The following is a 25,620-nucleotide window of genomic DNA, read 5'->3' on the forward strand; positions in this document are numbered from 1 at the left end:
GCGGGGTGCGGGGACCGGGGGGGGGGGGGGTTCCGGAACGTATATTTACGGGCCTGGCGGCCCACAAATACACGGAAGCTTCCGGAACCCCCCACCCCTCCGGCCCCGGCCCCCTCCCGTCTCGTCGGCGGCTTTCCCTCCGGAACGGGCTGTCAACGGTGTCGCTGGTTCGGCCCGCCCCCTTCCCGTCCGTGAGTGGCTTTACGGCTCCGTTGTCAGTCCGCCCGGAACACCGCGACCGTGCGGGCCGGGACCGTGAAGGTGTTGTGGGTGTGGGTTGCGGTCTTCACGACCGGGTCGCTGCCGTGGGCCTGGACGGGGTGGAGGCGGTACGGGCGGGCCGTGGTGAGGTGCTGTTCCTGGCGGTCCGGGGAGGCGTTGAAGATCACCAGGAGCGTGCCGAGGCGCATGGTGATCACGCCCGGGGTCTCCTCCGTGCCCGAGAGCGGGAAGGAGAGGTCCGACTGGACGGCGTCGGTCGTGGCCAGGCGGAAGGACTTCTCGCTGGTGGCGATCCGCAGCAGGTCGCGGTAGGCGGCCCCGGCCGCGCGGATGTCCGGGCAGGTCGCGCGGAGGGCCGGGTCCGCGAGGAGTGGTTTGGCGTAGGGCCACTTGGCCTTGTTGTCCGCCGCCGGGGGCAGGCCGCGGCCGAAGCCGTTGGCCGCCGGGCCGCAGCCGAAGTGGATGGCGTTGAACCAGTCGCCGCTGTCGAAGGAATTGCGGTCCAGCGACTTGGAGCGCAGCAGGTCGGTGCCGGCCTGGGAGAGCGCCGGGCCCTGGGAGAGGGCGGCGGTGGCCATGGTCAGGACCTGCGTTCTGGCCCGGTCCGCGCCGGTGGTGCGCTGCGGGAGTTTGAAGGCCAGGGCGTCGTAGAGCGTCTCGTTGTCGTGGGCGTCGGCGTAGGCGAGGGCGTCGCCGGGAGCCCGGCCGTAGCCGGCGGGGGCGCCGTTGTAGTCGACGTCCGAGCCCTTGACGCGGGTGCCGGAGGAGTCGGTGAAGGTGAAGTCCGCGAGGTTGCCGGTGAGGCCGACCTTGATGAGGTCCTGGGCGTGGCGGAGCCGTGCCCGTTGTTCGGCGCGGGTGCCGTTGGCGGGTGAGCCGTTGGGGTCGGTGAAGAGACCGGAGGCGAATCCCTGCACCCGCGGGTCCTCGTCGAACGGGCCGCCGCCGCGGACCGCGTCGCGCGCCCGGTCGCTGAAGGTGGCGATGCCGGTGCCGGCCATGTTCCGCTGGGTGGCCTGGGGGAAGCGGGCGTCGTCCGCGACCTCGCCGAAGTTCCAGCCCTCGCCGTAGAGGACGATCTTCTTGCCGTCGACGCCGTCCTCGGCGGGGGTGAGCGCGTCGAGGGCCTTGCGGACGGCGAGGATGTTCGCCTTCGGGTGGTGGCCCATGAGGTCGAAGCGGAAGCCGTCGACCTTGTACTGCCTGGCCCAGGTGACGACCGAGTCGACGACGAGTTTGCCCATCATGGTGTGTTCGGGCGCGGTGTTGGCGCAGCAGGTGGAGGTGGCGACCGAGCCGTCGGCCAGGAGGCGCTGGTAGTAGCCGGGGACGATCCGGTCCAGGATCGACGTGTTGTGCTGCCCGCCGGCCACGGTGTGGTTGTAGACGACGTCCATCACGGTGCGCAGCCCGGTGCGGTTGAGGGCCTGCACCATGCGGCGGAACTCCACGGTGCGGCGGGGGCCGTCGGGGTCGGTGGCGTAGGAGCCCTCGGGGACGGTGTGGTGCAGCGGGTCGTAGCCCCAGTTGTAGGCGTCGTCGGCGGCGCCCCGGGTGACGCACTCCTGCTGCTGCTCGGAGTCGGCGGGGTGGGCGGCCGGGTCGCAGTCGGGCGTGTCCCGGCGGCGCTCGGGGATGGTGCCGATGTCGAAGGCCGGGAGGAGGTGGACGTACGAGGTCCCGGCCTCGGCGAGTTTCCGGAGGTGCCGGACGCCGGCGGAGCGCCGGTCGGTGAAGGCCAGGTAGCCGCCGGGGTGCCGGTTGGTGCGGTCGGCCACGGAGAAGTCGCGAATGTGGAGTTCCTGGATCCGGGCGGCGCGCAGGGGCACGGGGGCGGGTTTGCGCAGTGCGGACCAGCCCGGGGGCGCGAGCCGGGGATCGTCCAGGTCGACGGCGAGGCTGCGGCGGGAGTCGGTGGTCAGGGCGGTGGAGTAGGGGTCGGTGACCCGGTTGGTGACGAGTTTCCGCACGGTCGGGGCCCAGACGGTCACCGCGTAACGGTAGGGCTCGCCCGCCCAGCTCTTCGGGCCGGTCACGGACCAGACGCCGGTGCGGGCATCGCGGTGCATGCGGTGCGTCCGGCCGCCGAGTTCGAGGGCGACGGCGCGGGCGGTGGGAGCCCAGACGGAGAGGGTGGGGCGGCCGCCGGTGAAGACCGGGCCGAGCGTGGTGCGGGCGGCGTCCGTTCCGTAGAGGTCGTCGAGGGCGCCGGGTATCTGGACGCCGGTCGCGGCCAGCAGTTCGCCGGACGCGGACCGCTGGGTGGCGACGAGCTGGCCGCGGAGGGCGGCGCGGACCCGGTCGCGGTCACGCGGGTCGACGGTGAAGGCCGGATAGTCCTTCAGATGCGGGTACTTCGCGCGCTGTGCGTCGGTCAGGGCGGAGGGGGTCAGCCGGAGCCGGTGGCCCGCGTCGGACAGGTCGCCGTCCTCGACGGTGAGGCCGCCGCGCGGGGCGTGGACGAGCTGCCGGGTGGCGGTGCCGGTGGCCTGCTCCTTCCAGACCACGGTGGAGCGGTCGATCCACTGGGCCTGGGAGGCGCCGAGGTCCAGGTCCGGTGCGGCGGTGGCCGGGACGGCCGGTGCGAGGGCCGCGCACAGGGCGGCCGCGACGACGGCCGCCGTTCTGCGCAGGGAGGGGCGGATCACGGGACGGTCTCCTCGAGGGGATACGGGGAGGCCGCCCGGTGCGCGGGCGCGCGCCGGGCGGCCGGATCGGTTGCCGGGCGGTTCAGGCGGTCAGCAGCGGCGCGCCCCGGTGTGCAGGGCGAGCGCGGTGTCGGCGCCGAGGGTGGCGGTGAACTTTCCGGAGCCGTCGACGGTGACGTTCCGCCCGCTCTGCACATCGCAGTAGTCGCCTGCGGGGAGCGAGCTGGTGAAGGTCCGGGACAGGGCCTTCTTCTCGTGGTTGACGGCGACGAAGCCCTTGTTCCCCCGCCCGAAGGCGATGGCGTCGTTGCCGTTGTCCCACCAGTGGGTGACGGCGGTGCCGCGCACGGTGTTGCGGAAGCCCACCATGCGGGCGATCTCGGGCCAGGCGTGCTGGCACTTCCAGCCGTCGGCGTAACAGGCCCTCACCGAGCCGCCGTTGGGCGGTCCGGCGTCCTTGTCGGACCACTCGTAGCCGGAGTGGACGTCCGGGGAGCCGTAGGGCCAGGCCAGCATGAAGACGTGCGCCAGGGTGTAGTCGGCGCCGTCCTTGTAGCTGAGGGTGTCGCCGGCGCGCTCGGTGTCGTGGTTGGCGACGAAGACCGAGGCCTTGCCGCTGTCCAGAAAGCCCCAGCCGGCGCCGTAGTTCTTCAGGTACGACAGCTGTTCGCCGGTGAAGACCCGCTTGAAGTCGCGGGCGTAGCGGAACTCCTGGACGTCGCCGGTGCCGAGGTACTCGTCGGGGGAGACGGCCTCCCCGGCGCCGTGGATCACCTCCTGCTTCCAGTACGCGTCCGGGTCCTTCAGCTTCTTCCTGACGGCCGCGAGGTCGGTGGCGGGTATGTGCTTGGCGGCGTCGATCCGCAGGCCGTCGACGCCGAGGGAGAGCAGGTCGTTCAGGTAGCCGGCGATGCGGGAGCGGACGTGCTCCTCGCCGGTGTCGAGGTCGGCGAGGCCGGAGAGTTCGCAGTTCTGCACCTCGGCCCGGTCGCCGTAGCCGCCGATCTCCGACCGGCAGTCGTCCATGTCCTGCGGGCGGTAGGTGCCGGGGTAGTCGTACTTGGTGTAGGCGGTGCCGCCGGTGCCGGTTCCGGCGCCGGCGGACATGTGGTTGATCACGGAGTCGGCGACGATCTTCACACCCGCGGAGTGGCAGGCGCCGACCATCTCCTGGAAGGCGGCGCGGTCGCCGAGCCGCCCGGCGATCCTGTAACCGACGGGCTGGTACGAGGTCCACCACTGGGCTCCCCGGATGTGCTCCTGGGGCGGTGAGACCTGGACGGCGCCGTATCCGGCGGGGCCGAGGGTCTTCCGGCACTCCCGGGCGACGTCGTCGAAACGCCACTCGAAGAGGACGGCGGTGACGTCCTTGTCCCCCGGCGGGGACGCCTGCGCCCGCGGGGCGGTGCCCGGGGCGACGACGGCGGTCGCCACCCCCGCCGTGACGGCGAGGGCGACGGCGAGAGACCTGCTGACGGTACTGGCCATGTGGGGGGCCTCCTCCTTCGGGAGGTGGGGGGGTGACGGTGCAGCCTTGCGGCAACGCGCCCTGCCCGTAAGGCCATTGAGTGATGGTTCTTGCAGCAAGACGGCAGCCGCCGTGCTGCGGTCGAGACCGTACGAGCCCCGACCTGCGGGGTCAACCCCCGGGACACAGGGAGGTCACAACGGTGAAATCACGCCGTTTTCTCGTTGCAAGGTCTTTCGCAAGAGATTTCAGCCTGTTACGTTCCTGCCCAGCCCGGACCACCCAGGGACTCGCCGGGTCACACTCATTGAGGAGATCCATATGCGTCGAGGCATATCGGTCGCCGCGGTGGCCGGCGTGCTGGCTCTGGCGGCGACGGCCTGCGGTGGGGACACGGCCGGCGCCGGCGGCGACGGCTCGAAGGCCGCCAAGGACCCGGGCAGCGTGTCCGGCACCGTCACCTGGTGGGACACCTCCAACGAGGCCGAGGGCCCGGCGTACGAGAAGCTGATCGCCGACTTCGCGAAGAAGTACCCGAAGATCAAGGTCAAGCGGGTGCCGGTGTCCTTCGACGCCGCCGAGCAGAAGTTCAAGACCGCCGCCCAGGCCGGGAAGGGCGCACCCGATGTGATGCGCACCGACGTCGGCTGGACCGCCGGCTTCGCCAACCTCGGGCTGCTCCAGCCGCTGGACGGCACCGTCGCTCTGGACGGCAAGGCGGACTACCTGCCGGGGCCGCTGTCGACCGCCCGCTACAAGGGGCAGACCGTCGGCGTCCCGCAGGTCACCGACACCCTGGGTCTCCTCTACAACAAGGAGCTCTTCAAGAAGGCCGGGATCAGCAAGCCCCCGGCCACCTGGGAGGAGTTCACCGAGACCGCGAAGAGGATCAAGAAGAGGACCGGGGTCGCGGGCACCCAGCTCAACCCCGAGGGCTACTTCTCCCTGCCGTTCGTCTACGGCGAGGGCGGTGACATGCTCGACGTCAAGGGCAAGAAGATCACCGTGAACTCCCCCGAGGCCGTCAAGGGCATCGAGACGGCCCTGAAGATGGTGAAGTCCGGTGTCTCGCTGAAGCCGGCCACCACCGACGGCTACGTCAACATGCAGACCGCCTTCAAGGACGGCAAGGTCGCCATGGTCGTCAACGGCCCCTGGTCGACGGCCGAGGACTACACCGGCAAGGCGTTCGAGGACAAGAAGAACCTGGGCATCGCCCCGATCCCGGCCGGCTCCTCGGGCCGGGGCGCGGCCCCCATCGGCGGCCACAACTACACCGTCTACCGGGGGACGAAGAACCTCGACGCCTCGCTGCTCTTCGTGAAGTTCATGACGTCCAAGAAGAGCCAGGAGTACACCGCCACCGAGCTCGGCACCCTGCCGACCCGCACGTCGGCGTACACGGCGGCGGTGACGGCCGACCCGGTGAAGAAGGCCTTCCAGGACGCGCTCGCCACCTCCAAGGCGCGTCCGGCCATCCCGGGTGTCGGTGATCTCTTCGTCGCCTACGACCAGCACTACGTGAAGATCCTGCGCGGCCAGATGTCGCCGAAGGCCGGGCTCGACGCCCTGGCGAAGGAGTGGCGGACCAAGCTGATCAAGGACTACAAGACCGGCGAGTGACAGTCTCCGGCTCGGCCGGCCGGGGGTCCACCCCGCTCGCGTGGGCGGACCTCACGCGCCCGGCCGGCCGAGCCGGTTCCCACCCGCCCCGCTCGCAGAACCCGCAGAAAGCCGTGGAGCCATGACCACAGCCGTCACCCCGCCCCGGAGCACCGCCGGTGCCGGGAGCACCCGGCCCCCGGAGCGCAGCCCGCGCCCCGGGCCGCTCACCCGGGCCCGGCGCTCGTTCGACACCCACTGGTACGCCTGGGCGATGGTGCTGCCCGTCGTGGTGGTGCTGGCCGTGCTCGTCGGGTATCCGCTCGGCCGCGGCCTCTACCTGTCGTTCACCGACGCGAACGAGGCCAACATCGGCCGCACCATCGGCACCTTCGAGGTGCCGGCCAGTTACTCGTTCGTGGGGCTGGAGAACTACTGGAACATCCTCTCCGGCACGGAGGGGTCGTTCTACCCGCGGCTGGGCTGGACGGTGATCTGGACCGCGAGCTGTGTGTTCCTGCACTACGGCATCGGTCTGGGGCTGGCGATGCTGCTCAACCGGCCGCTGAAGGGCCGTTCCCTCTACCGGGTGCTGCTGATCCTGCCCTGGGCGGTTCCGGCGTTCGTCGCCGCGTTCGCCTGGAAGCTGATGTACAACAGCCAGAACGGCGTCCTCAACGCCCTGCTGGCCAAGGTCGGGGCGGGCCCGGTGGACTGGCTGGGCGACCCGGTGATCCAGAAGATCTCGGTGATCGGGGTCAACACGTGGCTTGGCGTGCCGTTCATGATGGTGGCGATCCTCGGCGGTCTGCAGTCCATACCCCGGGAGCTGCACGAGGCGGCCGAGATGGACGGGGCGTCGCCCTGGCAGCGGTTCCGCAACGTCACCCTGCCAGGCCTGCGCCCGGTCAGCAGCACCGTCATCCTGCTGGGCACCATCTGGACCTTCAACATGTTCCCGATCATCTACCTGGTGATCGGGCAGGCCGGCGGCACCGAGAGCGAGATCCTGGTGACCTACGCCTACCGGCTGGCGTTCCAGGGGGTCCGCGACTACGCGGGATCGGCCACCTACGGCATGGTCATCCTCTCCCTGCTGCTCGTCTTCTCCGTCTTCTACCGCAGGATGTCGACCCGTCAGGAGACCGCCCGATGAGCACCACAGCCGTACGCGTCCGGGGCCGCGGGGAGCGCTCCCGGGCCTCGTCGGTCGCCCTGCACACCGCCCTCGCCCTGGCCGCGCTGATCGCGCTGTTCCCGGTGGTCTTCATCGTCCTGGTGTCGCTGCGCGGGGAGAACGGCTGGACGCATCCGATGGAGATGTCCGGCTTCTCGCTGGGCAACTACAGCCGGGTGCTGGGCGAGACGGAGTTCCTGACCTGGTTCGGCAACTCGCTGGTCGTGGCGGGCGGCACCACCGTGGTCGGGGTGCTCATCTCGGCCAGCGCCGGGTACGCGGTGTCCCGGATGCGGTTCCCCGGCCACAAGTCCCTGATGTGGTCGTTCCTGATGTTCCAGATGTTCCCGGTCGCGGTGCTGATCGTGCCGCTGTACAACACCCTGGGGAAGCTGGGGCTGCTGGACAGCTACGGCGGGCTGACCCTCACCTACTGCTCGGTGTCGGTGCCGTTCTGCGCCTGGATGCTCAAGGGGTACTTCGACACCGTGCCCGCGGAGATCGACGAGTCGGGGCGGGTCGACGGGCTCACCCCGTTCGGCACCTTCTGGCGGCTGATCGTGCCGCTGGCCCGGCCCGGCCTGGCGGTCACCGCGTTCTACTCCTTCATCACGGCGTGGAGCGAGGTCGCCTACGCCACCCAGTTCATGTCCAGCGAGGAGAACTACACCCTCGCCGTCGGACTGCAGACCTTCGTCGGCCCGCACCGGGCCGAGTGGGGCCTGATGACGGCCTCCTCGGTGCTGATCACCGTGCCGGCGGGCCTGATGTTCTTCTTCGCCCAGAAACACCTCGTCGCCGGCCTCACGGCGGGCGGCACCAAGGGCTGACCGGCCCGTACCCCCGGTCCGCGCGGCGCGCCGGACCGACCGACTCCTTGCACATGAAGCCCGTTGACGGGCCGACCCGATGGGGAACGCACCATGACCCAGGACCTCGCCCCTTCCGTCCGCGAGCAGACGGCCGGGCCGCACACCCAGGGGTGGTGGCGCAGCGCCGTCATCTACCAGGTGTACGTGCGCTCGTTCGCGGACAGCGACGGCGACGGCATCGGTGACCTGCGCGGCATCCGGGAGCGGCTGCCGTACCTCGCGGAGCTCGGGGTGGACGCCGTGTGGCTCACCCCGTTCTTCGCCTCGCCGCAGGCGGACGGCGGGTACGACGTCGCCGACTACCGTGCCGTGGACCCGCTGTTCGGCTCCCTGTCGGACGCGGACGACCTGGTGCGCACGGCGCACGAGCTCGGACTCAAGGTGATCGTGGACATCGTCCCGAATCACACCTCGGACCAGCACGTGTGGTTCCGGGCCGCGCTCGCGGAGGGGGCGGGCGCGGCCTCCCGGGACCGCTACCACTTCCGGCCCGGCAAGGGCAGCGGCGGCGAACTGCCGCCGAACGACTGGGAGTCGGTGTTCGGCGGCCCGGCCTGGACCCGCACCTGCGGCCCGGACGGCACCCCCGGCGAGTGGTACCTGCACCTCTTCGCCCCCGAGCAGCCGGACCTCAACTGGGACAACGAGGAGGTGCGGGAGGAGTTCGAGTCCATCCTGCGCTTCTGGCTGGACCTCGGCGTGGACGGCTTCCGGATCGACGTCGCGCACGGCATGGTCAAGGCCGCGGGGCTGCCCGACATCGGGCGCAGCGAGCAGGCCAAGCTGATCGGCGCCCAGGTGCTGCCGTTCTTCGACCAGGACGGGGTGCACGCCATCCACCGCTCCTGGCGGAAGCTGCTGGACTCCTACGGCAGCGACCGGATCGGCGTCGCCGAGGCCTGGGCGCCCACCTCGGAGCGGCTGGCGCTGTACGTCCGGCCGGACGAGCTGCACCAGGCGTTCAACTTCCAGTTCCTGACCTGCGACTGGGACGCCGGCTCGATGCGCACGGTGATCGACGCGTCACTGGAGGCGACGGCCTCGGTGGGGGCGCCCACCACCTGGGTGCTGTCCAACCACGACGTCGTCCGGCACACCACCCGCTACGGCGGCGGCGAACCGGGGCTGCGCCGGGCCCGGGCGGCGGCGCTGCTGATGCTCGCCCTGCCCGGCTCCACCTACGTCTACCAGGGCGAGGAGCTGGGGCTGCCGGAGGTGGTGGACCTGCCGGACGAGGTGCGCCAGGACCCGGCGTTCTTCCGGGCGGGCAGCCAGGACGGCACCCGGGACGGCTGCCGGGTGCCGATCCCCTGGTCCGGCGACCGGGCCCCGTACGGCTTCGGGCCGGGCGGCAGCTGGCTGCCGCAGCCCGAGGCCTGGCAGGAGCTGTCGGTCGAGGCGCAGTCCGGCGATCCGCGGTCCACACTGGAGCTGTACCGCTCGGCGCTGGTGCTGCGCCGGGAGCTGCCCGGGCTGGGCGACGGCCCGATGGCCTGGCTGGACGCACCGGAGGGAGTGCTGGCGGTGTCCCGCCCGGGATTCGTGTGCACGCTCAACACCCTGGATCGGGAGGTCGAACTGCCGGTGCCGGGCCGTCCGCTGCTGTCCACCTCGCCGCTGGCCATCCTGATCCCCGAGGGACGCAGCGCGGAAGGAACCGTCCGCATTCCGGCCGATTCCTGTGTGTGGTGGGCGGTCTGAGATGCGACCGGTACAGTCCCATCCCGTGACCGCGCGACTTGCTGATATCGCAGCCCAGGCGGGGGTCAGCGAAGCGACGGTGAGCCGGGTCCTCAACGGCAAGCCGGGCGTGGCCGCGACCACCCGCCAGTCCGTGCTGGCCGCGCTGGACGTGCTGGGCTACGAACGGCCGGTCCGGCTGCGGCAGCGCAGCGCCGGACTGGTCGGGCTGATCACCCCGGAGCTGGACAACCCGATCTTCCCGGCGTTCGCGCAGGTGATCGGGCAGGCGCTGACCCGCGAGGGCTACACCCCGGTGCTCGCCACCCAGACGCCGGGCGGCGCCACCGAGGACGAGCTGACCGAACTGCTGGTGGACCGCGGGGTCGCCGGGATCATCTTCATCTCCGGGCTGCACGCCGACACCTCCGCCGACGCGCAGCGCTACGAGCAGCTGCGCGGCCAGGGCGTGCCGTTCGTCCTGATCAACGGCTTCTCCCCGAAGATCAGGGCGCCGTTCGTCTCCCCCGACGACCGGGCGGCGATGCGGCTGGCGGTCACGCATCTCGCGGCGCTCGGCCACGAGCGGGTCGGGCTGGCGCTGGGGCCGCAGCGGTTCGTCCCGGTGCAGCGGAAGATAGAGGGCTTCCTGCAGAGCATGGACGAACTGCTCGGTCACTCCGCGGCCCGGGCCGAGGCCCTGGTGCAGCACTCGCTGTTCTCCCTGGAGGGCGGCCAGGCGGCCGCCTCCGCGCTGATCGACCGCGGCTGCACGGCCGTGGTGTGCGCCAGCGACATGATGGCGCTGGGCGCGATCCGCGCCGCCCGGCAGCGCGGCCTGGACGTGCCGCGGGACATCTCGGTGATCGGTTTCGACGACTCCCCGCTGATCGCCTTCACCGATCCTCCCCTGACCACGATCCGGCAGCCGGTGCCGGCCATGGGCCAGGCGGCGGTGCGGGCGCTGCTGGAGGAGATCGGCGGCACCCTCTCAGGGGCGGCTCAGGGCGGTGCCCCGGAGCCGCTGCACAACGAGTTCGTCTTCCTTCCGGAGCTCGTGGTGCGGGGTTCCACGGCGGCCGCTCCGGGCGGGCAGACCTCCTCCTCCAGGCGTAGCGTGGGTGAAGAGGAACCGACCGGCGAATGATCTGTCGGAGGCGACGATCTGGCAGACTGTCGCGCTATGGGTGAAGTATCTGTGAGGACTCTGGAAGGCCGCAGGTCGGCCACCACCCCGCCACCCATCGAGGAGCGTTCGGACCGCCCCGCAGTGACGCATACCCTGACGGTCCGGCTGCGCACTCCTCGCCATCCCCGGCTGTGGTTCGAGATCCTGCTGATCGCGATGAGTTACTGGACGTACTCGCTGATCCGCAACGCGGTCCCGGAGCAGAAGACCGAGGCCCTGCGCAACGCCGACTGGATCTGGCGGGTGGAGGAAGTCCTCGGCATCGCCGTGGAGCGGACGGTCAACCACGCCGTGAACTCGGTGGAATGGCTGATCGTCGCCATGAACTACTACTACGCGACGCTGCACTTCGTGGTGACCATCGTGGTCCTGGTGTGGCTGTACCGGTGGCATCCCGGGCGGTACGCGGCGACCCGGCTGGTGCTGTTCGCCACCACCGGGGTCGCGCTCCTCGGCTACTACCTCTATCCTCTGGCGCCGCCGCGGCTGATGCCGCACGGCGGGTTCGTCGACACCGTGCTGGTGCACGAGACCTGGGGGTCGATGGCGTCCGGCAATCTGGCCGCCATGTCCAACCAGTACGCGGCGATGCCGTCGATGCACATCGGCTGGTCGGTGTGGTGCGGCATCACCATCGTGATGCTGGCCCGGCCGATGTGGCTGAAGGTGGTGGGCATCGCCTATCCGACGCTCACCCTGGTGGTGATCGTCGCCACCGCGAACCACTTCTGGCTGGACGCGGTCGGCGGGCTGATGTGCCTGGCCTTCGGCTTCGCGCTGTCGTACGCCTGGTACGGCACCATGGCGTACCGGCTGCCGCGCCAGGTGCCGGTGCAGCCGGAGCTGCGCCCGGTCTGAGCGGGGGCGGCCGCCCCATGCCTGTGGCTTCCGGTGGCCGTCGGGCCCCGTGCGGGATCTGCCCACCGTGACCGGTCCGGCCGTCGTGACCGGTCCGGCCGTCCTGCCCGTGCCTGATGCGGCCGTCCGCCGGTGGGCCGCCCCCGGCCGTCACGCCCCGTAGAACAGCTCCTCCACGACACTGCGTGCCCGCCGGGTGATCCGCCGGTAGTCGTCCAGCATCTCGCCGACGTGGCCCGGCTCGTACCCCAGGTAGCGGCCCACCGCCGCGAGCTCGCGCCCGTCGGTGGGGAAGGTGTCCCCGGGCCGGCCGCGCACCAGCATCACCGCGTTGCGCACCCGGGCGGCCAGCACCCAGGCCTCGTCCAGGATCTCCGCGTTCTCGGTGGCGATGAGCCCGGCTGCGTGCGCGGCGTGCAGGGCCTCGCGGGTGCGGGTGGTCCGCAGGCCCGGCTCGGCCCAGCCGTGCTGCATCTGCAGCAGCTGGACGGTCCACTCGACGTCGGAGAGGCCGCCGCGGCCCAGCTTGGTGTGGGTGTTCCGGTCCGCGCCCCGGGGCAGCCGCTCGGACTCCATCCGGGCCTTGAGCCGGCGGATCTCCCGTACGGCGTCCTCGCCGAGGCCCTCGGCCGGGTAGCGCAGCGGGTCGACCAGCTCGATGAACCGCCGGCCCAGGTCCGGGTCGCCCGCGACCGGCTCGGCGCGCAGCAGCGCCTGGCTCTCCCAGATCAGCGACCAGCGCCGGTAGTAGGCGGCGTACGAGGCCAGGGTGCGGACCAGGGGACCCGACTTGCCCTCGGGCCGCAGATCGGCGTCGATCAGCAGCGGCGGGTCGGCGGTGGGGAGCTGGAGCAGCCGGCGCATCTCGTTGGCGACGGCGAACGCGGCCTGGGCGGCCTCGTGTTCGTCGACCCCTTCGCGCGGTTCGTGGACGAAGAGCACATCGGCGTCCGAGCCGTAGCTGAGCTCCTGGCCGCCGAAGCGGCCCATGCCGATCACGGCGAGGCGGGTGGGCAGTTCGTCGCCCCAGGTGGCGCGGACGGCGGCGCGCAGCGCGCCCGCGATGGTCACCGCACTGATGGTGCTGATCGCGCCGCCGACCAGGTCCACGGCGCCGCCGCCGGTCAGCGAGTAGCCGGCCTCCTGGTCGGAGCCGCCCTCGGTGCCGTAGGAGCCGATGAGGTCGGCCGCGGCGGTGCGGAACAGCTCCCGGCGCCGCACCCCGCGGGCCGCGGCGACGGCCGCCTCGGCGCCGTCGGCGCGGCCCACGGCGGCGAGGATCTCCTGGAGCAGATGCCGGTGGTCGCGGGGGTTGAGGCCCTCCGGGTCGCCGAGCAGGGCGACCGCCTCGGGGGCCCGCAGCAGCAGATCGGGGGCGAGCCGCCCGGCGGACAGCACCCGGGCGAGGTTCTCCGCCGCCGCGCCCTCGTCCCGCAGCAGCCGCAGGTACCAGGGGGTCCGGCCCAACGCGTCGGACACCTTGCGGAAGTTGAGCAGCCCGGCGTCCGGGTCGGCCGAGTCGGCGAACCAGCCGAGGAGCACGGGCAGCAGGGTGCGCTGGATCGCCGCCTTGCGGGTCACCCCGGAGGCCAGTGCCTCCAAGTGCCGCAGCGCGGCGCCCGGGTCGGCGTAGCCGAGTGCTTCGAGGCGCTGCCCGGCGGCCCGCGGGCTGAGCCGGGCCTCCCCCGGGTCGAGCTGGGCGACCGCGTCGAGCAGCGGCCGGTAGAAGAGCTTCTCGTGCAGCCGCCGCACCTCGCGCGCGTGGCGCTTCCACTCCTTGCGGAGGGTGGTGACCGGTTCGGTCCGCAGGCCCAGGGAGCGGCCGAGGCGGCGCAGGTCGGCCTCGTCCTCGGGGACGAGATGGGTGCGGCGCAGCCGGTACAGCTGGATGCGGTGCTCCATGGACCGCAGGAAGCGGTACGCGGCGTCGAGCGAGGCGGCGTCCGCGCGCCCCACGTAGCCGCCCGCGGCGAGCGAGGCCAGGGCGTCGAGGGTGGCGCCGCTGCGCAGGGTGGCGTCGGTGCGTCCGTGCACGAGCTGGAGCAGCTGGACGGCGAACTCCACGTCCCGCAGCCCGCCGGGCCCGAGCTTCAGCTCGCGGTCGATCTGCGCCGGGGGGATGTTGTCGACGACGCGGCGGCGCATCTGCTGCACGTCGGGGACGAAGTTCTCCCGCTCGGCGGCCTGCCAGACCAGGGGGTCCACCGCGTCCAGGTACTCCTGGCCCAGTGCCATGTCGCCGGCGACCGGCCGGGCCTTGAGCAGGGCCTGGAACTCCCAGGTCTTGGCCCAGCGCTGGTAGTAGGCGAGGTGGCTGGAGAGGGTGCGGACCAGCGGGCCGTTGCGGCCCTCGGGGCGCAGGTTGGCGTCGACCGGCCAGATGGTGCCCTCGGCGGTGGTGTCGGAGCAGATCCGCATCATGTGGGAGGCGAGCCGGGTGGCGGCCTGCATCGCCTTGGACTCCTCGGCGCCGTCCACCGGCTCGGCGACGAAGATGACGTCCACGTCGGACACGTAGTTGAGCTCGTTGCCGCCGCACTTGCCCATGGCGATCACGGCGAGGCGGCACATCCGGGCGTCGGACGGCTCGTGAGCGGCGGCGATGGCCAGCGCGGCGCGCAGCGTGGCGGTGGCCAGGTCGGCCAGTTCGGCGGCGCTGTCGGCGACGTCGATGGTGCCGCAGACGTCGCGGGCGGCGATGGTGAGCAGACAGCGGCGGTAGGCGGAGCGCAGGGTGTCGGCGTCCCGGGCGTCGTCCAGCATCCGCTCGAACTCGTCGACGCCGGGGTGCAGGTCGGCGGACTCGTAGGTGACGAGGGCGTGCCAGTCGAGGGGGTGCCGCGACAGGTGGTCGCCGAGCGCCTCGGACGCGCCGAGCACCCCGAGCAGCCGGTCGCGCAGCGGCTTGGAGCCGATCAGGGTGTCGAGCAGGGTCCGCGTCTCGGTGGGCCCGCCGTTCTCGCCGGAGGCGGCCCGCACCTCGTCCCGCAGGGCCAGCCCCTCGACGAGCCGCACCAGGCCCATCAGCGCCAGATCGGGGTCGGCGGTGGCACCGAGCGCGTCGAGCAGCACGGGGTCGGTGCTGAAGGCCGAGAACTCGGGGGCGTCGAGCAGCCGCGCCGCCGCCGAGGGGTCGGTGAATCCGTGCCGGAGCAGCCGGGTGAAGGTGCTGCTCCTGCGTCCCTGCGGTACCTGCGCCACCGCCGCCTCCCGTCCCATGGGGCCGACCTGCCGCCGGCCCGGCCCCGGCCCGCCTTCCACGCCCCGGTCGCTCCCGGTCGCCGTCACGGGCGCCGTCGCCCGCACCGCCGCCCGCGCCGTCGTGCCCGTGTCCCGTACGGAACCCGGACGGGGCCGGTCACGAGCCTAACCGTCCGGACCCGTCCGACGCGGCGCGCCCGGCGGGTGTCCGGGGCGGTGTTCCCAGCATATTTCGACGTGCGGGGATTCCTTGATCGATCACGTTGTGGGAGGGGGCGTGCGGTGGGGGTGGGCGTGGGGGCTGGGAACGCTGAAGGGCGGAGGGTGAACGAGGAGGGCCGGGTGCGCCGAGGGCCGACGGGACGGAGCGCCGGTGTGAGCGGGTGCGGACGACGCCTGGAGAAGCCGTGAGCCCCACCCCCGCGAGGGGAGGGAATGCAGGGGGGCGGGCCTCCGGGGCTCATCGCCGGCCGAGGGGCACGGACCGCTGCGGCGTCACCGACACTCTGCGGCGACGGCCCCACGCCCTCGTCATCCGGGCCGTCGGCGACGACCGGTGGCGTCCGCGGGAGGCCGCTCTTTGCCCCACAGGTGCCAGTGGATGTCACTGGGAGAGCCATCGGTGACGAGGACGAGCCATGAGCCGTCGGAGAAGCGGAGCCGGAGCCGATCGTGCCGGTGTGCACCGAGCAGCGGATCCTCGAGGACAGCCTCATCCGGGGTGAATTCCGTCAGGATTTGCAGCTGATGCGGCTCACGCGCTGCCACCCGCTGCACCGGCCCGGCCAGCACGATGCGTCCGGCCCCCAGCGCCACCAGCCGTCCGGGGTGCGCGGACTGCTCGTACCAGCGCAACAGCAGCTGCCCAGCCGAGCCGCACCAGTCCCCGTCGAAGACGCGGTCGAGGCCGTGCTCGGCCACCGCCGCGTCGCGCCGCGCGCGGGCATGTCGGACGGAACCCGCGCCGTTCTCGTTCAGGAACCGGGTGTCGAAGCGTTGCAGCGCGTCGAACACAACACGCAAGGGCCGGAGAGGAGCGGCGAGAACCTGCCGCAGCACTTCCAGCGGGCGCGGCGAGCCGGGCCCCAACGGCCCGTTGCCGGCCCCCTCGTGCACCTCCGGAGGCGGTGCGGGAATGCTGCCGATCGTGCACCACGCAGCGCTCGTCGGCCCACCGTCGAACCGCTCCTGAATGTGCCTCGGCACCTTCGGCGACATGCCCGTTCTCCTCGTCGACTGCCGTTCAAGCCTAGCCAACGCCCTGGAGTCACCGGCCGGAAAGCCACCTCAGCCCCGCTCGCGCCCCCACACCCTCCGGAAACGGCATTCCGCGCAATACATCTGGAAGCAAGCACAAGCAGAACTGTCACCCGCCACATCTCTTTCCGGCAACAGCGGACATGCCGACCCGCGTGTCGGACAATACTGAGAGCAGGGAACGGGGGGCAGAGAGTTGATGCCGGAAACCGAGCAAGCACAGGCCTTTCTCTGGAAGCTGCAAGCGAGGATCGCCGAGGCCCGCGGCCGGGGGCCGACCCTCAGTGATACCGACGCGCTCATGCGCTACGTCGCGAAGGGCGTTCTGCCCGGCGCCACGGAGGACCAGCTCAAGACGCTCATCGACGCCTCGAACCACACACCGGAGCACTGGCCCCCCAGGGGGCCGCATGCGGACATGGGCGGTCACTGGCTGATCCACAAACTCGCCGACACCCTGGAGCGTCATATCCAGCCGCCTTTCGTGCGGCCGACGCTGGGCACCCTCGCCACCGGCGAGATCAATGCGATCACGCTCCTCGTGCCCGGGTCGGACGCGCATCTGGTGGTCTTCGAGGATCAACTCCTCAACTTCGCCAACCTGTTCAGCAAGGCCGTGGCCCTGGCCCTGCCGTTCAGGAGTGCCGAGGACGGGATGCTGCAGTTCTCCTTCGACATGGACGAGGTGCGGCGCCACATCGCCGAATCCCCGGAGGCCGTGCAGCGCTTCCGCGAGGTCGTCTTCGCCTATCTCCTGGACGGGGAGCCGGGCAGGGCACCGCAGTACTTCGCGTCCGCGGAAGTCGGCGGACTCGCCTCGATCCTCCGTGACGGTCTGGAACTCTTCGTCCTGGGCCACGAGTACGGCCATGTCCTCGGCGGCCATCTGGCCGACGGCTCGGCGCCCCGGCGGCTGTTGGGGACGGCGAGTCCCGACGTCGCGGAAGCCACCTGGAGCTGGGAGAACGAGCACATCGCCGACCTGATCGGCTGGCATCTGGCCGTCTCCGCCATGACCGAGCAGGGATACGACGTGGCGCTGAGCCATGCGGGGGTCGAGCTCTTCTTCTCCGCCTACGAAGTCCTGAACCGGGCGCTGGCGCTGCTCATCCGCGGGGTGGACACCGTCGGGACCTCCACCACGCACCCGCCGGCCGGTGACCGGCGCCAACTTCTGCGCATCAACCTTCAGCAGAACGCCGCGGAGCACGCCGAATCGACCATCGGGCTGGGCAGCGGAATCCAGGAGATCGTGGACACGCTCTGGAACAGCACCGCTCCCCTGGTCCTGGAAATGCACCGCCGGGGCGAGCGTCCGGACATCCGCTGGCTGTGAAGGCATTCCCGGAGCGGGGCGTTCGCACGGCAAACGGCGCCGGAGTCCGGTGTCCGCACGCCAAAAGGATGCCCCGCCCCCGGTATTCAGCGGAACAAGACCTGACGTCCCTGCGCCACCAGACGTATACGAGCCCTGGGGACAACTTATGAACGGGGGGGCGGAGCATTGACGACTGATCCGGACCGCGCACGGAGTTTTCTCTGGAAACTCCAGGCGACGATCGCCGAGGCCCGGGGCGACGGCCCGTCCGAGCGCGGGCACTCCGATGAGGCCCTGCGGACCATGGCCCGGGGCATCGTCCCGCAGGCGACCGAGAAGGAACTGGACGCCGTCATCGCGGCGGCCCGGCACGTTCCGGATCACTGGCCTCCGCTCGGTCCGCACGAGACGTGGGAGTGGTACCACCTGATCCACTCCCTCGCGGACGTCCTGGAACGTCACGTTCCGTCGCCCTTCACCCGGCCCATGCTGGGCACACTGGCCACCGGCGAGATCAACGCCGTCACGATTCTCGTCCCCGACTCCGACGCGCATCTGGTGGTCTTCGAGGATCAACTCCTCAACTTCGCCAACCTGTTCAGCAAGGCCGTGGCCCTGGCGATCCCCTTCGAAGAGACGGAGGACGGGGGGCTGGCGTTCTCCCACGGCATCGACAGCGTGCGGCGCCACCTCCGGGACGCGCCCGCGGCGCTGCAACGGTTCCGCGAAGTCGTCCTCGCCTATGTCCTGCGCGGCTCGCCGGGGGCCGCCCCGCAGTACTTCATCCCGCCCGAGCTCAACCCCCTGGCCTCGACACTCCGCAACGGGCTGGAACTGTTCGTCCTGGGCCATGAGTACGGCCATGTCGCCGACGGCCATCTCGCCGACGGCACCGCTCCCCGGCGACTGCTGGGCACCGCGGGGCCCGCCGTGTCGGAGGCCACCTGGAGCTGGGAGAAGGAGTTCACCGCCGATCTGATCGGCTGGTCCCTCTCGGTGTCGGCGATGGTGGAGAAGCGCCACGACGTCGCGCTCAGCCACGCCGGGGTCGAGCTGTTCTTCTCGGCGTACGAGGTGCTGAACCGGGCACTGTCCCTGCTCATGCGCGGGGAGGACACCGTCGGGACGGCCACCACGCACCCGCCGGCCAGTGACCGGCGCAAGCTGCTGCGCATGAACCTCCAGCAGAACGCCGAGGAGCACGCCGAGTCGGCGATCATGCTGGGCACAGGAATCCAGGACATCGTGAACCTGCTGTGGGAGAACACCGCTCCGGCGGTCCTGGAGCTGCACCGCCGGGGTGCACAGCCGGACGCCCGCTGGCTGTGACGGGGTCGCCGGGGCAGGCTCTCCGAAGACTCCCCGAACGTCCCCGCTACGGGCAGCTCTTCACCGGCTTCGCCGAGGCGACCCGCGGCATGGGGACGTTCCGCTCCACGCCCTGGACCCGTACCCGCACGCCCTTCTTGGCGTCCCAGCGCACCAGGGGGCCGCAGAGCACCGTGCCCCGGGTGTCGACGACCCGGAATCCGGCCTTGTCCGCCCGGCTGCCGTACCAGGTGAGCCCGACGCCCGCGGCCACCACCGCGAGCGCCGTGAACCCGGCGACGATGGCCCGGCGCAGATCCGTGACCGCCCGGCGCACACTGAGCCGCTGACGGGTGAGCAGTTCCTCCAGCGAGCTCTCCGCCACCCGCCGCCGGGGCAGTCCGAAGGCGGCCCGCATGGCCCAGAACGCGCCCGCCGCGGACAGCAGCAGGCCGGTGAGCAGCAGCAGTCCCACCGCGCCGCGCGACCAGCCGGTCAGGGTGTGCACCTGGTCCGGTCCCTTGACCACGCCGACGGACGTCAGCAGGGCGAGCAGCGCGGCGAGACCGTTGCGCCAGCTCTCCGCCTGTGCGCGGACGCGGGTCAGCTCGTCCTCCAGCAGCCGGCGGGCCTCGTCGGCCCGGAGCCGGCTGGCGGGCGTACTGGGTATGCCGGGCGAGACCCGGATCGCCATGTCACACACCCCATTCGACGTGCAGCACCCAGGAGGCGCCGCAGCCCTTGCGCTCCCCCGTCTCGTCGTGGTCGGTACGGCAGCAGCAGATCACCTCGACCTGCCGGGCACCCTGCTGGACCGTTGCCCGGTGCAGTGCCCGGGCCAGCAGACCGCGGCGGAGTCCGCCACCGGACATGATGGCGCTGGAGTAGGCGACGAGCCGCTCGGAGAACACACTCGGGTGCCCGCAGCGGGGGCAGGGCCCGCTCACCACGATCACCTCGGGAGTCTGCTCGTCCGGGTGCAGACTCACCGCCGCCGTACCGGCCGCGACCTGGTTCCACTCCGGGTCCGACGTCTCCCGGTAGGGCAGTTCCTGATCCTCGGTCTCCGACGACTCTTGGTTCGATGACTCCTGGCCCGACGCCCCCTGGCCCGACGCCCCCTCACCCGACGACGCGGGATTCGACGACTGCGGGTCCGACGCCCCCGGGTCCGGCAGTTCCTGATCCTCCGACACCGTTCCTCCCCCTGTGCCGCGAGGCACCCCCCGTGCCCCTGACGTTCCAACATAACGCAGCGGAACGGCCCGGACACAGGGGTCGACCAGGACTTCCCGCAGGTCGTCCTGGGCTCGCGCCGGACTGCAGGCCCGGGCCGGAGAGCGGTCATCGGGCGAAACGGCTCACCGGAGAAACGCCTCCGGGCCGACGGCATTCCGCCATCGGCCCGGATCAGTGGTCAGTGGTTCAGCGGTCAGCGCGTACGCACCGGCCCGCGCTCAGAGCACCGGCAGGTTCTTCCGCAGTTCGAACGCCGTGACCTCGGAGCGGTACTCCTCCCACTCCTGCTTCTTGTTGCGCAGGAAGAAGTCGAAGACGTGCTCGCCCAGCGTCTCCGCGACGAGTTCGCTGCGCTCCATCAGCGAGATGGCCTCGCCCAGGTTCTGCGGCAGGGGCTCGATGCCCATGGCGCGGCGCTCCGCGTCGCTCAGCGCCCACACGTCGTCGTCCGCGCCCGCCGGCAGCTCGTAGTCCTCCTCGATGCCCTTGAGCCCGGCGGCGAGCAGCACCGCGTACGCCAGGTAGGGGTTGGCGCCGGAGTCCAGGGAGCGGACCTCGACCCGGGTGGAGACCGTCTTGCCCGGCTTGTACATGGGCACGCGGATGAGGGCCGAGCGGTTGTTGTGGCCCCAGCAGATGTACGAGGGGGCCTCGCCGCCCGCGCCCGCGGTGCGCTGCGAGCCGCCCCAGATGCGCTTGTAGGAGTTCACCCACTGGTTGGTGACGGCCGCGATCTCGCCCGCGTGCCGCAGCAGGCCCGCGATGAAGGACTTGCCGACCTTCGAGAGCTGGTACTCGGCGCCGGACTCGTGGAAGGCGTTGCGGTCGCCCTCGAACAGCGACAGGTGGGTGTGCATGCCGGAGCCGGGGAACTCCGAGAACGGCTTCGGCATGAAGGTGGCCTGCACGCCCTGCTCCAGCGCGACCTGCTTCATGATCAGCCGGAACGTCATGATGTTGTCGGCGGTGGACAGGGCGTCCGCGTAGCGCAGGTCGATCTCCTGCTGTCCGGGCGCGCCCTCGTGGTGGGAGAACTCCACCGAGATCCCCATGGACTCCAGCATGGTGATCGCCTGCCGGCGGAAGTCCATGCCGACGTTCTGCGGGGTGTGGTCGAAGTAGCCGGAGGAGTCCGCCGGGATCGGCCGCCGCCCGTCCACCGGCTTGTCCTTGAGCAGGAAGAACTCGATCTCGGGGTGGGTGTAGAAGGTGAAGCCGAGGTCGGAGGTCTTCGCCAGGATCCGCTTGAGGACGTAGCGGGGGTCCGCGTACGACGGGGAGCCGTCCGGCATCAGGATGTCGCAGAACATCCGGGCCGTGCCGGGGGCCTCGGCGCGCCAGGGCAGGATCTGGAAGGTGGCCGGATCGGGCTTGGCGATCATGTCCGATTCGTAGACCCGGGCAAACCCCTCGATCGCGGACCCATCGAAGCCGATGCCCTCGTCGAAGGCCTGCTCCAGCTCGGCGGGGGCCACGGCGACCGACTTGAGGAACCCGAGCACGTCGGTGAACCACAGGCGTACGAAGCGGATGTCGCGCTCTTCGAGCGTGCGGAGCACGAACTCCTGCTGCTTGTCCATCGCTACTTCCTTGCAGGTCGGACGGCCTGTTCAGCACCGCCGGCGGTCACATCGCGGGGCCACCATCAGTATCACCGGGGGCGGTTTCCAGCAGGTTACGCGTCCGGGCGGAAGGCCGCGCAATCCGGCCGTGACGCCTCTCCCCGCCCGCGGATCCCGCGGTTCCCGCGGTCCGGGCCCTCTCCGTCCGACCGACCGTACCCCGCGTCCCCGGGTTCCCGTCCGACACCTCCCGCCCGGGCCACGCCCCACCGGACCTATCGAGGGCCCGTGCCCAGCACGGCCCGTGCCACGGCCGCCGGATCGTCGAGCATCAGCTGGTGGCCGGCCGGGGCGGACAGCCGGAACTCCCCGCCGAGGAGTGCGGCGAGCCGGCGCTGCTGGTCGAGCCAGCGCAGCTCGTGGGGGGACTCGCTCGCGTCGTACGCGGCGAGCACGGTGACGGGAACGGGCGGCAGCGGGTGGCGGGCGCGCAGCGCGACGGTCTCGGTCACCAGGTCGCGGTAGGTGGCGTTCTCCAGCAGCGCGGCGCGCAGGGTCCGGCTGGTGCCGTAGCAGCGGCGGACCAGCTTGTCCGGTACGGGGTCGTGGTGGCGGACGGTCGCCGTGCGGACGGTGAGGCGGCGGGCGGTGCCGGCCAGCAGCCGGGGCAGGCCGGCGGCGGAGAGCGCGGTGCCCAGGGCGCGGGCGGCCCCGATGCGCAGCCCGGCGGGGAAGGGGGAGGGGCCGTCCTCCACGACGCTGCTGTCCACCAGGACGAGGCCCGCGGTCCGCTCCGGGTGGAGCCGGGCGAAGGCCTCGGCGTGGAAGCCGGCCAGCGAGTGCCCGACGATCTCGCAGCGCCCGGTCAGGCCGAGGGCGGCCAGGACGTGGCGGATCCGGGCAGCCTCGCCCGCGGCGGTCGGGACCCGCACCGCGGGGGCGCTCAGCCCGAGGCCCGGGCGGTCGAACCGGACGACGGTGCGGTGCGGCGCGAGGAGCGGGACGACCTCGTCCCAGTCGAACCACGGACTGCCGAGTCCGCCGGTCAGCACGGTGACCGGGCCCGCCCCCTCGCACAGCACATGGGTGGGGAGGCCGTCGATCCGCAGCATCCGCCCGGGGATGCCGGGACGGGTCACCCGGCGCGCTCCCGCCCGGCGAGCGCGTATGCCAGCAGGACGGCCCAGACGGCGATGAGCAGCACCTGCAGCCGCTGGCCGGCGCCCAGGAACCACGGGCCGCGGCCGACCTCCACCGCGGCGACGGCCACCAGCGTCCACAGACTGGCGAGAAGTTCGACCGCGACGAGATGCGGGCCGAAGCGGGCCACCGGCGCCCACCGACCGTAGCGGCGCGCGGCGACGGTCAGCGCCACCAGGGCGACGAGCGCCCCGCCGATCGCCACCGAGCTGCTGACGGTGTGTGCCACGTGGGTGAAGGGCACCAGCCCGGCGCGCTCCCGTGCCGCGCAGCCGGGGTCGTCGATCGGCGCGCAGCTGAGCGGGAACCGCGAGTCGACGGCCGTTGCGGCGCCGAAGACGGCCATGCCGACCCAGCCGGCCGTGGTCCACCGCGGCCCGCGCTCCCCCTGGAGCAGCGCGGTGACGGCGGCGGCGAGGAACAGCAGCCCGGCGATCAGATCGGTGGTCCGGAAGAGCGCGCCGAGCGGCTGGTCGGTCGCCGCGAGCTCGCTGACGTAGGTCTCCGCGGGGTCGAGGCCGGTGGCCAGGACCACCTCCAGCGTCCAGGCCGTGTAGGCGACAGCACCGAGGGCGAGCAGGGCGGAGATGAGGCGCGAGGCACGGGACATAGTGGACGCCATGCTATTGCCGCAGCTCACCGACGTCGTTCCGAGGGTGCGGAGGGCGGGACTCCGCAGCGTGCCCCCTGCTCGATGAGGTTCCCCACCCTGATCGCGTCAGACAGACGATTACACTGGCGGGGTGCCTCAACTTCGTCTCGCCCTGAATCAGATCGACTCGACCGTCGGCGATCTCGCCGGGAACGCCGAGACGATCGTCCACTGGACCCGGCACTCCGCCGAGCAGGGGGCCCACCTCGTGGCCTTCCCGGAGATGGCGCTGACCGGCTACCCCGTCGAGGACCTCGCCCTGCGCTCCTCCTTCGTCGAGGCGTCGCGCGCCGCGCTGCGTGCGCTGGCGGCCCGGCTCGCGGACGAGGGGCTCGGTGAACTCCCGGTCGTGGTCGGCTATCTGGACCGGTCCGGCAAGGCGCAGCCGCGCTACGGCCAGCCGGCCGGTGCCCCGCAGAACGCGGCGGCGGTGCTGCACCGCGGCGAGGTCGCGCTGGCCTTCGCCAAGCACCACCTGCCCAACTACGGCGTCTTCGACGAGTTCCGGTACTTCGTCCCCGGCGACTCGCTGCCCGTCGTCCGGGTCCACGGCGTCGATGTGGCACTGGCCATCTGCGAGGACCTGTGGCAGGACGGCGGCCGCGTCCCGGGCGCCCGCTCCGCCGGCGCCGGGCTGCTGCTCTCCATCAACGCCTCGCCGTACGAGCGGGAGAAGGACGACACCCGCCTGGAGCTGGTGCGCAAGCGCGCACAGGAGGCGGGCTGCACGACCGCCTACCTGGCGATGATCGGCGGCCAGGACGAGCTGGTCTTCGACGGCGACTCCATCGTGGTGGCACCCGACGGCGACGTGATCGCCCGCGCCCCCCAGTTCGCCGAGGGCTGCGTGGTGCTGGACCTGGACCTGCCGGCGGCGGCCCCGGAGCCCCCGTCGGGCACCGTCGACGACGGCCTGCGCATCGAGCACGTCACGCTCTCCGCGGACCCGCTCCCCGCCTACGAGCCGGAGCTGGCCGGCGGTTACGCCGACCGGCTGGACGACACGGAGGAGGTTTACTCGGCCCTGGTCGTGGGCCTGCGGGCGTACGCGGCCAAGAACGGCTTCCGCAGCGTCCTCATTGGCCTGTCCGGCGGCATCGACTCGGCGCTCGTCGCGGCCATCGCCTGCGACGCCCTCGGCGCGCAGAACGTGTACGGCGTCTCCATGCCCTCGCGCTACTCCTCCGAGCACTCCAAGGACGACGCCGCCGACCTCGCCCGCCGCACCGGGCTGAACTACCGCACGGTGCCGATCGGCCCGATGTTCGACACCTACATGACGGCCCTGGGCCTCACCGGCCTCGCCGAGGAGAACCTCCAGTCGCGGCTGCGCGGCACCACGCTGATGGCCATCTCCAACCAGGAGGGCCACATCGTCCTCGCCCCGGGCAACAAGTCCGAGCTGGCCTGCGGCTATTCCACACTGTACGGCGACTCGGTCGGCGCCTACGGCCCGATCAAGGACGTCTACAAGACCCTGATCTTCCGCCTGGCCACCTGGCGCAACCAGGCCGCCGAGGAGCGCGGGCAGACGCCCCCCATCCCGGAGAACTCGATCACCAAGCCGCCGAGCGCCGAGCTCCGGCCGGGCCAGGTCGACACGGACTCTCTGCCCGACTACGACATCCTCGACCAGATCCTGGAACGGTACGTGGACCGCGACCAGGGCCGCGCGGAGATCGTGGCCGCGGGCTTCGACCCCGAACTCGTGACCCGGATCCTGCGCCTGGTCGACACGGCCGAGTACAAGCGCCGCCAGTACCCGCCGGGCACGAAGATCTCGGCGAAAGGTTTCGGCAAGGACCGCCGCCTCCCGATCACCAACCGCTGGCGCGAACACAGCTGACACCCCCACCACACACGGGAAAGCCCGGTACTTCCGAGACTTCTCGGAAGTACCGGGCTTTCCCGTTCCGCCACCAAGCCGACTGCCGTCGGAGAAACAGGACCGGAACAGACCACCAGCAACGCCCCCGGAAGCAGAAAAGCCGAAGCGGGGAGCACTCCAGCGGACGCCCACCACCGGACACCAGCGCCCCGCCCGATGGACGGCCACCGGCGTGAGGGGGACGGGGCCGCAGGGGTGGGGGGTTCCGGAAGCTTCCGTGTATTTGTGGCCCCCAGGGCCGTAAATATACGTTCCGGAACCCCCCACCCCGGAGGCCCC

The 25,620-nt window shown here is 71.7% G+C and carries 16 protein-coding genes and 2 pseudogenes; 9 read left to right on the forward strand and 9 right to left on the reverse strand.

Features of this window, described 5'->3' with window-relative positions; genetic code table 11:
* Positions 1 to 215: 215 nt before the first annotated feature.
* Positions 216 to 2,792 (reverse strand): annotated as a pseudogene (locus ABT112_RS32145) (alpha-1,6-glucosidase domain-containing protein); the annotation flags it as partial.
* A 171-nt stretch (positions 2,793 to 2,963) separates the two neighbouring features.
* Positions 2,964 to 4,358 (reverse strand): annotated as a pseudogene (locus ABT112_RS32150) (alpha-amylase); the annotation flags it as partial.
* Between the two features lie 301 nt (positions 4,359 to 4,659).
* On the opposite strand from ABT112_RS32150, the gene ABT112_RS32155 reads away from it, so the two are divergent.
* The 6 genes from ABT112_RS32155 to ABT112_RS32180 all read left to right on the forward strand — a co-directional run bounded on the left by ABT112_RS32155 (position 4,660) and on the right by ABT112_RS32180 (position 11,716).
* Positions 4,660 to 5,961, forward strand: coding sequence for an extracellular solute-binding protein (locus ABT112_RS32155; protein WP_351515331.1), 1,302 nt, complete (start codon positions 4,660 to 4,662; stop codon positions 5,959 to 5,961).
* A gap of 121 nt (positions 5,962 to 6,082) precedes the next feature.
* Positions 6,083 to 7,096 carry a carbohydrate ABC transporter permease gene (locus ABT112_RS32160; protein WP_502975513.1) on the forward strand — a complete coding sequence of 338 codons (1,014 nt, stop codon included), beginning with the start codon at positions 6,083 to 6,085 and terminating at the stop codon, positions 7,094 to 7,096.
* Positions 7,093 to 7,947: a sugar ABC transporter permease gene (locus tag ABT112_RS32165; RefSeq protein WP_351515332.1), complete on the forward strand. Its 855-nt coding sequence runs from the start codon at positions 7,093 to 7,095 to the stop codon at positions 7,945 to 7,947. Before ABT112_RS32160 ends, ABT112_RS32165 begins: the two co-directional genes overlap by 4 nt.
* 93 nt (positions 7,948 to 8,040) lie before the next feature.
* Positions 8,041 to 9,690 (forward strand): glycoside hydrolase family 13 protein, encoded by a 1,650-nt coding sequence (locus ABT112_RS32170; protein WP_351515333.1) that lies wholly within the window; start codon positions 8,041 to 8,043, stop codon positions 9,688 to 9,690.
* A gap of 25 nt (positions 9,691 to 9,715) precedes the next feature.
* The gene (locus ABT112_RS32175) at positions 9,716 to 10,816 is read left to right on the forward strand and encodes a LacI family DNA-binding transcriptional regulator (RefSeq protein WP_351515334.1); all 1,101 of its coding nucleotides are present in this window, start codon (positions 9,716 to 9,718) and stop codon (positions 10,814 to 10,816) included.
* 36 nt (positions 10,817 to 10,852) lie between these two features.
* On the forward strand, positions 10,853 to 11,716 hold the full coding sequence (locus tag ABT112_RS32180; protein ID WP_351515335.1) for a phosphatase PAP2 family protein: 864 nt from the start codon (positions 10,853 to 10,855) through the stop codon (positions 11,714 to 11,716).
* Between the two features lie 150 nt (positions 11,717 to 11,866).
* On the opposite strand, the gene ABT112_RS32185 is transcribed toward ABT112_RS32180, so the two are convergent.
* Complete coding sequence (locus tag ABT112_RS32185) at positions 11,867 to 14,935, reverse strand: bifunctional [glutamine synthetase] adenylyltransferase/[glutamine synthetase]-adenylyl-L-tyrosine phosphorylase (RefSeq protein WP_351515336.1); 3,069 nt, start codon at positions 14,933 to 14,935, stop codon at positions 11,867 to 11,869.
* Positions 14,936 to 15,448: 513 nt separating this feature from the next.
* Positions 15,449 to 16,135 carry a hypothetical protein gene (locus ABT112_RS32190; protein ID WP_351515337.1) on the reverse strand — a complete coding sequence of 229 codons (687 nt, stop codon included), beginning with the start codon at positions 16,133 to 16,135 and terminating at the stop codon, positions 15,449 to 15,451.
* Between the two features lie 340 nt (positions 16,136 to 16,475).
* On the opposite strand from ABT112_RS32190, the gene ABT112_RS32195 reads away from it, so the two are divergent.
* Together ABT112_RS32195 and ABT112_RS32200 are read left to right on the forward strand one after the other, a co-directional pair.
* Entirely contained in the window at positions 16,476 to 17,510 is a 1,035-nt protein-coding gene (locus ABT112_RS32195) for a M48 family metalloprotease (RefSeq protein WP_351515338.1), read from the forward strand.
* Positions 17,511 to 17,678: 168 nt separating this feature from the next.
* Positions 17,679 to 18,821, forward strand: a complete 1,143-nt coding sequence (locus tag ABT112_RS32200; protein WP_351515339.1) for a M48 family metalloprotease — start codon at positions 17,679 to 17,681, stop codon at positions 18,819 to 18,821.
* A 46-nt stretch (positions 18,822 to 18,867) separates the two neighbouring features.
* On the opposite strand, the gene ABT112_RS32205 is transcribed toward ABT112_RS32200, so the two are convergent.
* From ABT112_RS32205 to ABT112_RS32225, 5 genes are all read right to left on the reverse strand, one after another.
* Entirely contained in the window at positions 18,868 to 19,494 is a 627-nt protein-coding gene (locus ABT112_RS32205; protein ID WP_351515340.1) for a hypothetical protein, read from the reverse strand.
* Between the two features lies 1 nt (position 19,495).
* Positions 19,496 to 19,996, reverse strand: a complete 501-nt coding sequence (locus tag ABT112_RS32210; RefSeq protein WP_351515341.1) for a hypothetical protein — start codon at positions 19,994 to 19,996, stop codon at positions 19,496 to 19,498.
* Positions 19,997 to 20,257: 261 nt separating this feature from the next.
* Entirely contained in the window at positions 20,258 to 21,619 is a 1,362-nt protein-coding gene (glnA2, locus tag ABT112_RS32215; RefSeq protein WP_351515342.1) for a gamma-glutamylpolyamine synthetase GlnA2, read from the reverse strand.
* 257 nt (positions 21,620 to 21,876) lie between these two features.
* On the reverse strand, positions 21,877 to 22,713 hold the full coding sequence (locus ABT112_RS32220; protein WP_351515346.1) for an alpha/beta fold hydrolase: 837 nt from the start codon (positions 22,711 to 22,713) through the stop codon (positions 21,877 to 21,879).
* A gap of 23 nt (positions 22,714 to 22,736) precedes the next feature.
* Positions 22,737 to 23,423: a DUF998 domain-containing protein gene (locus tag ABT112_RS32225; protein WP_351515343.1), complete on the reverse strand. Its 687-nt coding sequence runs from the start codon at positions 23,421 to 23,423 to the stop codon at positions 22,737 to 22,739.
* A 121-nt stretch (positions 23,424 to 23,544) separates the two neighbouring features.
* Here ABT112_RS32225 and ABT112_RS32230 point away from each other — a divergent pair, with 121 nt between their 5' ends.
* Entirely contained in the window at positions 23,545 to 25,299 is a 1,755-nt protein-coding gene (locus ABT112_RS32230) for an NAD+ synthase (RefSeq protein ID WP_351515344.1), read from the forward strand.
* Positions 25,300 to 25,620 lie beyond the last annotated feature (321 nt).

Origin of the sequence: Streptomyces sp. NPDC002055 (assembly GCF_040296705.1) — a bacterium.
GTDB lineage: Bacteria > Actinomycetota > Actinomycetes > Streptomycetales > Streptomycetaceae > Streptomyces.

Bases quoted from the DNA above. Each gene is read 5' to 3' on its own strand.
- ABT112_RS32190 (WP_351515337.1), bottom strand. From the start codon at position 16,135: ATGTCGCCGAAGGTGCCGAGGCACATTCAGGAGCGGTTCGACGGTGGG.
- ABT112_RS32195 (WP_351515338.1), top strand. From the start codon at position 16,476: ATGCGCTACGTCGCGAAGGGCGTTCTGCCCGGCGCCACGGAGGACCAG.
- glnA2 (WP_351515342.1), bottom strand. From the start codon at position 21,619: ATGGACAAGCAGCAGGAGTTCGTGCTCCGCACGCTCGAAGAGCGCGAC.
- ABT112_RS32160 (WP_502975513.1), top strand. From the start codon at position 6,083: ATGACCACAGCCGTCACCCCGCCCCGGAGCACCGCCGGTGCCGGGAGC.
- ABT112_RS32220 (WP_351515346.1), bottom strand. From the start codon at position 22,713: ATGCTGCGGATCGACGGCCTCCCCACCCATGTGCTGTGCGAGGGGGCG.
- ABT112_RS32185 (WP_351515336.1), bottom strand. From the start codon at position 14,935: ATGGGACGGGAGGCGGCGGTGGCGCAGGTACCGCAGGGACGCAGGAGC.
- ABT112_RS32170 (WP_351515333.1), top strand. From the start codon at position 8,041: ATGACCCAGGACCTCGCCCCTTCCGTCCGCGAGCAGACGGCCGGGCCG.
- ABT112_RS32155 (WP_351515331.1), top strand. From the start codon at position 4,660: ATGCGTCGAGGCATATCGGTCGCCGCGGTGGCCGGCGTGCTGGCTCTG.
- ABT112_RS32205 (WP_351515340.1), bottom strand. From the start codon at position 19,494: ATGGCGATCCGGGTCTCGCCCGGCATACCCAGTACGCCCGCCAGCCGG.
- ABT112_RS32180 (WP_351515335.1), top strand. From the start codon at position 10,853: ATGGGTGAAGTATCTGTGAGGACTCTGGAAGGCCGCAGGTCGGCCACC.
- ABT112_RS32225 (WP_351515343.1), bottom strand. From the start codon at position 23,423: ATGGCGTCCACTATGTCCCGTGCCTCGCGCCTCATCTCCGCCCTGCTC.
- ABT112_RS32165 (WP_351515332.1), top strand. From the start codon at position 7,093: ATGAGCACCACAGCCGTACGCGTCCGGGGCCGCGGGGAGCGCTCCCGG.